Annotated in this window: 5 protein-coding genes; 2 read left to right on the top strand and 3 right to left on the bottom strand. The window is 54.5% G+C overall.

The genetic code is table 11. The features are described from left to right. The first annotated feature begins 228 nt into the window (after window positions 1–228). Window positions 229–2,937 (top strand): glycoside hydrolase family 2 protein, encoded by a 2,709-nt coding sequence (locus RBB77_RS23545; RefSeq protein ID WP_353064132.1) that lies wholly within the window; start codon window positions 229–231, stop codon window positions 2,935–2,937. Between the two features lie 131 nt (window positions 2,938–3,068). Continuing rightward, entirely contained in the window at window positions 3,069–3,893 is an 825-nt protein-coding gene (locus tag RBB77_RS23550; protein WP_353064133.1) for an APC family permease, read from the top strand. A gap of 70 nt (window positions 3,894–3,963) precedes the next feature. Here RBB77_RS23550 and RBB77_RS23555 read toward each other — a convergent pair whose 3' ends face one another. The 3 genes from RBB77_RS23555 to RBB77_RS23565 all read right to left on the bottom strand — a co-directional run. Beyond that, entirely contained in the window at window positions 3,964–5,019 is a 1,056-nt protein-coding gene (locus tag RBB77_RS23555; RefSeq protein WP_353064134.1) for a VWA domain-containing protein, read from the bottom strand. 10 nt (window positions 5,020–5,029) lie between these two features. Beyond that, a complete protein-coding gene (locus RBB77_RS23560; RefSeq protein WP_353064135.1) occupies window positions 5,030–7,987 on the bottom strand; it encodes a hypothetical protein in 2,958 nt (985 codons plus the stop codon). Between the two features lie 677 nt (window positions 7,988–8,664). Continuing rightward, the coding region (locus RBB77_RS23565) for a beta-glucosidase H (protein WP_353064136.1) at window positions 8,665–10,962 on the bottom strand (2,298 nt) is incomplete at its 5' end.

A 10,962-nucleotide genomic window follows, 5' to 3' on the forward strand; every position in this document is an offset into this window, starting at 1 on the left:
GAATCTGAAGAACTCGATCTACAAACTTTGGAAGCGAAAAGGTTTTTATTGACATTCTGACGGAAATAATCTTAGCTACTCGTATTCATTTATTCAATCGTTGTAATACCTGTGTTCAACGAGTGGTTTTTTCGTCCAAGTCTCATGAGGGCGGAGCCGGAGCAGCGGCCAGAAAAGTTGCATGGCACTTGGTACATGATTGGAAGGGCTCTGGAGGTTTCAAAGTCGATGATTCTGTATAAGCAATCCGTAAAGTGCTTTCCCCTGCGGGGCGCACTACTCGTGGCGTTTCTGTGGGTCTTCAATTTGTACGTGACGCCCGCACTTGGTGCGACCGATTCGTCATCGACCAGCATGCCGCTCAAGGCCGGTTGGACAGTTCAGTCCGATTGCAAAATCCACGGCGACGGAGCAAAGCTCTCTACCCCTGGTACGCACACCGAGGGTTGGTATAGCGCGACTGTTCCGGCAACCGTTCTTGCGGTGCAGGTTGCTGCGGGTGAGTTCAAAGATATCTTCGTTGGTACGAACCTGCGTTCGATTCCGGGCACCTCTTATCCGCAGGGGGAGAACTTCTCTAATCTCGACATGCCTGCCGATAGTCCTTATCACTGCGGCTGGTGGTATCGGAAGGCCTTCAACATCGCGGCCACAGAACACGGCAAGACCTTCTGGATTCGCTTCGGCGGCATCAACTACCGGGCGGACGTCTGGTTGAACGGTCAGAAGATTGCGGACTCGACACAGGTGCAAGGCGCTTACCGTACTTATGAATTCAACGTCACGAAAGCGCTGAGGCCTGGCCAAGAAAACGTGCTTGCTGTCGAGACCTTCGCGCCGACTCCGACCGATTTAGGCATCAACTGGGTGGACTGGAACCCCTGTCCTCCAGATAAAGACATGGGACTTTGGGGACCTGTCACGCTATTAACGAGCGGCCCGGTCGTAGTACGATCACCAATGGCGACGAGCCATTTCCCCGATGACTCCTTAAAGACAGCGGAACTCACCGTTCGTGCGGAGGTCAGCAACACAACCGACCATCCGACAAGGGGGCGCCTCGAGGGTACCGCCGCAGGCATAGTTATCTCGCAACCTGTGGCGCTGGATGCCGGCGAAACGAAGACGATCACTTTCGCGCCAGAGAATTTTTCACAGCTACGGATCAAGAACCCTCGCGTATGGTGGCCGGCCGATGTAGGCGCGCATCCGCTGGAAACATTGACGCTCCGATTTGTAGTGGATGGCTCTGTGTCGGATGAGCAAAGTGTTCATTTTGGCATTCGAGAAGTCACGTCGGAACTTACGCCAAAAGGGTACCGCTTGTTCCATGTCAACCAGCACCCTATTCTGATACGCGGCGCCGGTTGGTCACAGGATATGCTTCTACGCCAGCAGCCTGAACGACTGGCAGCCGAATTTCGAATGGTGCATGACATGCACCTGAACGCAATTCGACTTGAAGGCAAGATGGAGACGGACGAATTTTTCCGTCTCGCAGATGAACAGGGCGTGTTGGTGATAGCAGGATGGTGCTGCTGCGACCATTGGGAACACTGGAATAAGTGGACGCCAGAGACCTTGGACGTAGCCACCGCTTCATTGAGATCACAGATACTACGGATTCGCAGCCATCCGAGCTTGATTGCCTGGCTAAATGGCAGTGACAACCCACCGCCCGCCAACGTGGAGTCCGCCTACCTGAAAGTGCTCGCGGAGAGCTACTGGCCGAACGCAATCCTATCTTCAGCGACAGCCACTCCGACCACTGTAAGCGGCCCGAGCGGCGTGAAGATGACGGGCCCATATGATTTTGTCGCGCCATCCTACTGGCTCGTCGACTCTCATTATGGGGGAGCCTATGGATTCAACACCGAGACGAGTCCCGGTCCAGCGATTCCCTCGCTGCAAAGCCTAAAGAAGATGTTGCCGCCCGACCACCAGTGGCCTCGCGATGGGGTTTGGGGATATCACGCGGGCGGTGAAGGATTCCAGAATTTTAATGCGTTCAACGACGCCATGAATGCTACCTACGGCGAGGCTAAAACGCAGGAGAGATATAACCAGGTTGCGCAGTCGATGGCCTTCGACGGAGAGCGCGCTATGTTCGAGGCCTATGGCCGCAATAAGTACACCTCAACCGGCGTCATCCAGTGGATGCTCAACAATGCGTGGCCTTCGAGCATCTGGCATCTTTACGACTACTACCTGGACGCAGGCGGCGGTTACTACGGGACAAAGGAGGCTTGCGAACTGCTACATGTGCAGTATTCGTACGACGATCATAGCGTTTACGTCGTCAATAGCGTCTATGTCGCATCGCCCGGGTTGACTGCAGTTGTCCAGGTATACGACCTTGATTTAAAAGAGCTCTTCGCTAAATCAAGCACTGTCGATGTAGGCCCCGACAATGCGGTAAAGGCGATCGACATTCCGCAGGAGATCTTTCAGCCGGCGTCTGGCACCTACTTTGTTCAACTCGAATTGAAGGACGCAAAAGGCGGGATCGTCAGCAGGAACTTCTACTGGGTGCCAGGCAAATTGACAGAGTTCGACTGGGCAAAGACGGACTATACCCATACGCCGGCCAAGACCTTCGAAAATATGACCGCGCTCGGTACCCTGCCTGCGGCACACATTGCAGTGACCGCTCACACCTCAGGCAATCTGATTCATGTGCGGCTCTCCAATCCATCGAAAGCACTGGCGTTCCAAGTCGTCGCCGAGTTGGAAGATGAGCATGGGGCGAAGCTCCCACAGACGACATGGACTGATAACTACATCGAACTGATGCCAGGTGAGGAGCGCGAACTGACAGCGTCGATGCCATCAGACACGATTGCAAACGCGAATTCCAAGGAAGTTGCGGAGTGGAAGGTGAAGATCGAGGGATGGAACACCACAGCTGTCACCATCCCTTCGAGGCCAATCGAGTAGGCTCTGGAGTGAGAACGAGAGGGCCGAATGCCGACCAAACTGGATGATAAACAAAGATTCACGCTCAAGCGCAACCTGCGGTATCTCGACCTCATTCTCTACGGATCATCCTGATACTACCGACGGCGCCGATGCCGGTGTTTGGAGTGATCCATCAGGAGTCGCGCGGCCATGTCCTGATGGCCATTGTCTTTGCGCTTATCGCTATGCTTTACGGCTTATCGCTACGGCCGAATGGCACGTGCCTATCCGAAGGGGGCTCAGCGTTCACGTATGTAGGCGAAGAGCTGCATCCCAGCTTAGGCTATGTGACTGGCTGGTGCATGGCCATGGACTACATACTCAATCCGCTGATCTGTACGATCTGGAGCAGTGAGGCCGCGATGAACTTCGTCCCCGAGGTTCCTTACGTTGCGTGGGCACTTTTTTTCGCGGCTTTGTTCACGGCGCTCAACCTTCGCGGCGTCGAAACTTCGGCGCGTATCAACGCTGCGGTTGCGGCGGGGTTGGGAATCGTGATTGCACTATTCTTCGTCGCCGCCTTAAGGTACATCTTCCAGCTGCACGTGTCTTCGTCCGCGTTCTATCTCGATCCCGTTTACAACAGATCGACCTTCTCCGCACCCGCTGTGTTTCGCGGAACCTCAATTGCGGTGCCTACCTATATCGGCTTTGACGGCGTATTGACCTTGAGTGATGAGGCTCACGGTCCCGCCCGTACTATTCCGCGCGCGATCGTTCTGACCTGTCTAATCACAGGTCTACTCGTATCGGCTGAAATGTATCTGGCGCAGCTTGTGTGGCCGAGTGTGGCTGCTTTTCCTGACCTTGATACAGCCTATGTGGCAGTCGCACGACGCCACAACAGCGAGCGGAGGAGTCAAGGCATTCTCCGATTTCTCAGGCCTGCAACGTTCCTTGAAAGCTGTGGAGTTGCCGAAAATATCGGCTTGTGACAGAAAATGCCTTCCACGTGTGTTTCAACGATCCGCATGTGCTGTGCACACTGTCTTGAGCTTCGTGAGATCATTGCGAAACAGCATCGGGGGCAGGTAACGGTAAATTGTCCGCGGACTGCGTCTGCTGGAGAAGACGATACCCGTCCCGAGTCCGGATGTGATATTTTTGCAGGTTCCTTCCCACCAGCTTCACCGTAATAGTACGCCACCCTCGATTGGGATTTGCCTGCGGGTAGTAGCTGAGGGTGTAGAGGTGGGCCAAGTCATCCCGGATAGAGGAAAATGCTTGCTTCTCATCTCGCCAGCTCTTTGAAAAATAGGCTTTGCCACCAGTCACTTTACTCATGCGCTCAAAGACGGCAGTCGATACGGGCTCATCTTCAGCCTGTTGAGTACTGATCATGTAAATAATTGTTCCAGTAGACTGAGCCAACTCCGCCACGTCTTCCGGGGGGACCAGGCTTGCGTTGTCGGGGCCATTAGAGAAGACAACAATGGCCTTCTTTCCCGTCAACCGAGCGGCGTCCTTTACGGTCAGCAAGAGGCTGTTATAGAGCGCAGCATCATCACCGGCAACTGTGTTGCGCACGCCACGCAGAGCCTGCGACCGGTCGGAGGTGAGTGAGGCTACCCTGGAGAGGTCACGGCTGTATGAGTAGAGCGCTACCTTGCTGACGCCCTCCAGCGATCGGATGAAATCGGCGATAGAGTCCTGGGCGAATACAAATCCCCGGTACATATAGTTGCTAGTGTCGAACAGAATAAAGACGTTGGCTCCGGCGGCCCACAGATCTGGCATCTTCGCCTGATCGACAGCGGGCTTAGACACTACGTTCTGGACCGACGAGTGGCCGCTCGATGGAGGAACGTCTATCAATCGCCGGGTTGGTTCGTTCCCCTCCTCAAATGTGGCAGCCTTTTCGGGAATTTTGTCCTCGGTAATAGAGAAGTCTTCTGGACCGAGACCGCTAACGTAGTTTCCCTTTCCGTCAGTTACTGCGACATTCAGCTGTACCAGGACGACGCTTACGCGAATGCGCGAAGTATCATTCTGGGCAGTACTGAAACCGCCCCCGCAGAAAGGGAACGTAATTAGCCAGAGAAGCAGTAAATTTCTCTTCACCGTAATCCTCCTAACGTGTATTCGCATCGTTTCCCAACGGCACTGCCGTAGTAGAAGTGACGTTAACCCCGGATAACCCGGTTGTTTTGCCCTGTCGAAATTCCTCTCCCGTTTCCTGAATTGCACGAAGGATTGCTGGCCAATCATCAGGCTCTGTCGCGAAGATCTTCGTGATTGCCCGGCGACTAAGCTCTGGAACTAGGCTGTTCAGTGCTACAGGGGAATAACCCATCTCATCGGCGAGGCGAGCCCAATATAGGTTGCTGGACTCCCAAGACTCACCGAACAGGCGGCTAGAATAAGATCCAAAGAAAGGAAATGGCTTTACGTTCAGCAGCTGGCAGGCGTTCGTTCTGGCCAATGTCGGATGAGGTACACCAAAGTCTTTTGAGAGACGCTCCCAATTTACTTCAGCCGGATACCGTCGTTGGAGATCCTGGAGTTGTTGACTTGCGGGCCCCCACGAGACACTGTCGTCAGGAAATCTATTTCCGTATTCGGCCGCAAGGTAAGACGTCTCGGACGGGGTCATTCTCGGGAGCATCGCAGCCACATCTTCCGGACGACCAAGGGATTGTTGAACGCGTTCCAGCCGCTGCGAGGTCAGCCGGTCAGAGAGGATTGCTGTCACTTTTTCCCTGAGTTGTGGATTTCCCACAGACGCTGTCAACAACTCTTCACCAGATCTTTGATAGAGAGTGACGGCATGAAGTTCTACCGGAGTTACGGTCCACCAGCGCGGGAGCGTGGCGCCTACCAAAAGCTCTGGCACTAAGTCTTTCCAGATTAGCGCTTGAACATTTTCTGGAGCGAGAAAGTCCTGCTCTGTTGTTGCTAGTGCATAAGAAAGATCGACCAACGATCCAACTAGATACGCTCCGCCGCCAGCGGGTGCCCCGACGCCCAACAACATGGGGGCGCTCCAGAGACGATCCGGACTCTGGATTGAAACTCCAAGAAAGTCATGCGAGCGAACGAAGAGTGGATTATGGTGAAGCATTTGAGCGCCAGGCGGTTCATAGTAGGCGTAGTTCAAACCGACCAGCGTGTCCCGCAGAAAAGGAGTGAGCTGGCCACGAGCTGTATCAAGCTGTGCGCGCGAAGCGTGCTCCTTTATGACTTTCGTCAAATCTGTTCGCACCTGCAGTTCCGCGTGATGCGCAGTATAGTTTGGAGGTGCCCAACTGATCTTCTCGCTATTAGTAAAGATTGGACGCGGCAGGTCGAATTCGTGGAGCTCCGCTGCGAGTGGAAGCAGAGCGTCACTGTTACCTTTCCCATCAGCAATCTCTTTCAGGCCATCACTAAGGGAAAATAGCGTATCTAGCGAAACCAGACGCTGGTCTTCTAGAACCGAGTTGATCCTCGCGGCTAGGGCAACGTGTTCGCGTTGACCGTCCGGGGTCGCCTGATGCGGACCCGCAAGCAGCTCAACGAGCTGTTCTTGAGAGAAGTCAGCCTTCGCACCGGAGGCCTGCAGAAGTTCCTGGAGGGATTTTCGTGTGTCATCGAACAGTTGCGTGGAGGAAGAGATCGTAGCAAAGGGCTCGATCACTTTTTGCCACGACGTATTCAGTTCGCTCTCTGGAATTTGACCTTGCCGGGCGAAGATTTGCCAAAGTCCAACATTCGCCTGAAAAGCTCCGAGGGCATTACCGCGCAGAGTTTGATTTGAAATTTTGTCGATCACGTCCGCCGCATTCAGGAAGAGGGCGATGCCTGCATCGTTCAAAGTCGGAAACTCAGCGAACACCAGATACCAACTGTTAAGCTTTGAAAACCGATCCGCCAGCTGTCGAACGGTTTCGGGCGAAAGACGGTTGCCTGGCCGTCGTCCGCGGTCTAATTCACTCATCGTGAGATAAATTTGGAGGGGTCCGCTATCGCTGTCCATCGAGGAAAGGGCGGTCATCGTTTCAAGCAACTGTTCCGGACGATCCCAGCTCCGCGCACGTTTGACCCAACTACGAACAGTTTTAGAGTCGGACTTCTGGAGGAGAATTTCCTTCCAAACCTCGAGGTTTCCAGGCACGTGAGGATCGCCGTTCGACTCCCATTGAACTCGGTTAAATAACACAAGAAGACCGGGAGCCCTTGGAAAAACTCCCTTGACCGCATTGGTTCCAGAGGCGGCTTTCCAAAAGACGTTGTAAAGCTCTTTCAGTCGTGGAGGTTCCGTAAGGTGCATTTGCTGCGTCTGACTAACCCGCGACAAGGCATCGAAGTAGGCAGCTAGCCAGCCGCTATCTTTCACAAGCAAGTTAGTGACGAAATCACCGGGCAACTCTGGACTAGCGCCAACCAGTTCCTTCCAACCAGCTTGTGCACCTGCCCCACCGGGGACTGTGACCTGTCCAGAGCGGATTGTTATCTGGCTTCCGTAAAAATCCAAGACGCTAGCCGATGAGAGGAGCTTCCTAAGGCCTGGCGAGTCTTTCAATGCAACGCTTGTCTCGTCGTCCATTTTAGCCAGTGCCCAATAGAGCCTGGCTACGGAAGGGTCGCCCAACAGTGCATCTACTAGACTCCCCGACCCAGACTTCGAGCTGAGCCCAACCCAATCGCCTTCGTGGAAAAGGGCTGGAACCCGAGATGCCGGATACGGGTACGTGAATGGTATCCCCTTCTGGAGATCTTCCTCGAGTTCGACTAGGGGAAAGCCTGAATCAATCGTAAGAAAGGCTCTTTCCGGGTTTGCGGTCTCTAAGGTGAAGTTTTTCTGGCCACACCCCGCTCGCAGTCGGTAACCGAGAATCTGAACCAGAGTACCCGCGTCGTCACAACCCGCTACTCGAATCGTGCTGCTCGAGCCGGCCAAAACTTGAAGTTCTCTCGCCTGGGCCACGTAGCGATCAATCAGTATCAGGAATTCGGTCGGAGTGTTTTGCTGATAGCCACGAAGGTAGACGTTTCGTGCTAACAGGGCCAGCACATCATCTTTGGAGACCTTCTGACTGATGCCGGCCATTCGGAGAAAAGATCGGAGAGGGCCAGGGATGATTACGCTATCCTTTTGGATCGCTGTGGAGTTGGCCGCGAGAGGCTGGGAGTTCGCCGAGGCGGGCAATAAAGCCCCTTTGGCCACAGTGCAAGGGAGAATCAGGTAACAAATACAAAGATATAGCCGGGCCGCTAGAGGAACGTGTGACAGATACGACGGAGACTTCATCACTGGACACCTTCTAAGAACCGTGAAGATCTATGGCGCCGATCACTGCGGATGCAAAGCCCAGTCAAGCAAAGGAATTGACGTGGGTTGACAGCTAAGAACCGGGAATCTACCACGAACCGTGGATGATTCGCAAATGCTTGACCTTGCGGCTCTTCTCTTCTACGGATCTAAGCGGTAGCCTATCCGGTTGTGCCTCAACACCTTTGATCGCGAAGATTTTTGGCATGCGGTGTTTGGAGGGTACTGTACTACCTCTCCGCAGCCATTTGCCAGAGTGGAACAAATAAATCTCAAAAAATCTGGTCCGTACTCGCCGCTCCGCTACGTCCGTTGCTCGGCTACCGATTGTATTCTCTCTTGTGGCGCTGGGCACCCCTCCACTAGGTCAGCCGCAACCGTTCGCCACGGAGACGAACGGTTGCGGGCAGTCTTGACCATCCTTGGCCATGCTTGTGGGCGACCTTTTTACTTGATTACTCGCTAACAGAGGCCGTGAGAGGTATTGCGATTTGTATCGTCATCTTCTGTCGGCTGTCTTGCGACGAATCGCCCAAGGTGAGATCGTATGCTCCCGCATCTGCCCTCCAGCTTGAAGTTTTGACGTCGAAGTAACTGAAGCTGCGAGGTTCAAGACGAAACGAGACATGTTTGGTCTCCCCTGGTTGCAGAACGACCCGCTCAAACCCCTTTAACTCTTTAATGGGGCGTTCGACGGTGGGCAAGGCCTGTCCAACGTAAAGCTGGGCGACGGTTGCTCCTGAACGATTTCCTGTGTTTGTGACATCGCACGTTACAGTGATGTGGCCGTCGATCAACGGAGTGCTATTTAGTTTGCTGAAAGAGAAGATCGTGTAGGAGAGGCCGAATCCAAAAGGATATTGGGGCTCTACGTGGTTATGCTCGTAACCGCGATAACCCACGAAGATACCCTCTCGATAGACGACCTTGTTGGTGCCGGCGTCCGGATAATAGCTGCGATAGCTGGGGTTGTCCGTGATCTTCTTTTCCCAACTAATGGGCAGGTGGCCGGATGGATTGTCTTGTCCGAAGAGAAGTCGGGCCGCTGCAGTGCCACCCTCTTCACCGGCATACCAGGTCTCGAAGATGCCTTGAACTTTATCTTTCCAGTTTGAAACATCGACGCTGCCGCCAGAGGTGATGAAGACGATTGTCTTCTTCCCGAGGGCTGCGATTTGCTGGATAAGCTGCTCCTGGCCGACGGGAAGCTCGAAGGTGCGATCTCCCCCTTCAGATTCGGACGATGCGTTGAAGCCCACCGCAAGGATGACCGTGTCCGCGTGAGAGGCCATCTCGAGGGCATCCTTCTCTACGATCGTGCTAAGAGGAGCGATGCCGACGCGCATGCCGGAGACGGAGCCAATCTGCTGAGAAAGCTGCTCCAGAACCACTTTGTGAGGGGCCGGCGTCAAGTCCAAAGTGGTCTGGTTGAGGATGTATTTAGGAACTACGGAGCTGTCGAAAACGACTGCATCATCGACTAAGAGCCGATATTTCCCGTCGGTCTGGACAAAGATAGCAAACTTGCCCGCATCGGTCGGGGTGTAATACCCGGTCCAACGACTACTTGTGGTGGTTCGCACGTAGGGGGATGCGCTCCTATGCGACGTGAGGGCGTTCAATTCCTGTTCTTCGGGCTCTCGGCGGGTGGAACCGGCAGCTAGCATCGCTGTTTCCGTAACGGTGCCGGTGACGTCCCCCTCAAGATTCGCCTTTGCGAAGGTGGTGTGCGTGACCCCCGGGGTTGTGCCCTGCGCATCAGTCGTAAAGCGCGTCAGACGTGACATCTGGTTGACGCTACGGAGACCACGAGCGTACAGAACCTTGGTTTGGGCCCCGACGTAGTTACTGACCCCGACCAAGAGGTTAGTGTTTGCAAAACTGACAACCTCACCACTACCGCCTCCGGTTGTAACGGTCTGGTTTGCCGTCGGTCCAATGACAGCGATCGTCTTGAGACTATTTTTGTCGAGAGGTAGAGCGTTGTTCTCATTCTTGAGCAAAACCGCGCCCTCAAGCGCGGCCTGGAACGACGCTGCGCGGCCCTCGAGATTGTAGCGAGGTATGTTGGTGTCCAGTTGTGGTCTGTCGAGCCAGCCGAAGTCGACCGCCACGCGGAGAATTCGACGCACCTTCTCATCGATCTCGGCCTCAGTGATGGTGCCATCCTTCAGCAGCGGAAGCAATTTTTCTTTGGAGTAGTAGACGCCAAATGGCATCTCAAGATCGAGACCACCTTTGACGTCCGCCGCGCTATCGTAGGTTGAGACCCAGTCCGACATGATGACGCCGGGAAAGTGCCATTGATCCTTCGCAACGTCGATGTTAAGACGCTTGTTCTGCGTCATGTGTTCGCCATTCGTGATGTTGTAAGAGTCCATGATGGCGCCGACCTTTGCCGTTTTAACGGCAGCCTCAAAGACGGGCATGTAAATCTCCCGTAAGGTCCGCTCGTCGATGACTGAGTCTGAATCGTGGCGTAGATACTCGGAGTTGTTGCCCAGGTAGTGTTTGACGGTTGCTGAAACTCCCTCCTGCTGCACGCCCTGGATATAGCCGACGGCGATTGCGCTGGCGAGGAAAGGATCTTCGCCGAAGTATTCGAAGTTGCGGCCGTTCATCGGAGCCCGATAGATGTTTACGCCCGGGCCCAGGAGGAATGCCGCGCCCCGAGAGCGTGAATCGCGGCCGAGCTGCTGGCCGATGCTCACGGCAAGCGCCCTGTCCCACGAAGCTGCGAGACCGATACCTGC

This window comes from Tunturibacter psychrotolerans, assembly GCF_040359615.1.
GTDB classification, from domain to species: Bacteria; Acidobacteriota; Terriglobia; order Terriglobales; family Acidobacteriaceae; genus Edaphobacter; species Edaphobacter psychrotolerans.

Bases quoted from the DNA above. Each gene is read 5' to 3' on its own strand.
- RBB77_RS23560 (WP_353064135.1), bottom strand. From the start codon at position 7,987: ATGGCCGGCATCAGTCAGAAGGTCTCCAAAGATGATGTGCTGGCCCTG.
- RBB77_RS23545 (WP_353064132.1), top strand. From the start codon at position 229: ATGATTCTGTATAAGCAATCCGTAAAGTGCTTTCCCCTGCGGGGCGCA.
- RBB77_RS23550 (WP_353064133.1), top strand. From the start codon at position 3,069: ATGCCGGTGTTTGGAGTGATCCATCAGGAGTCGCGCGGCCATGTCCTG.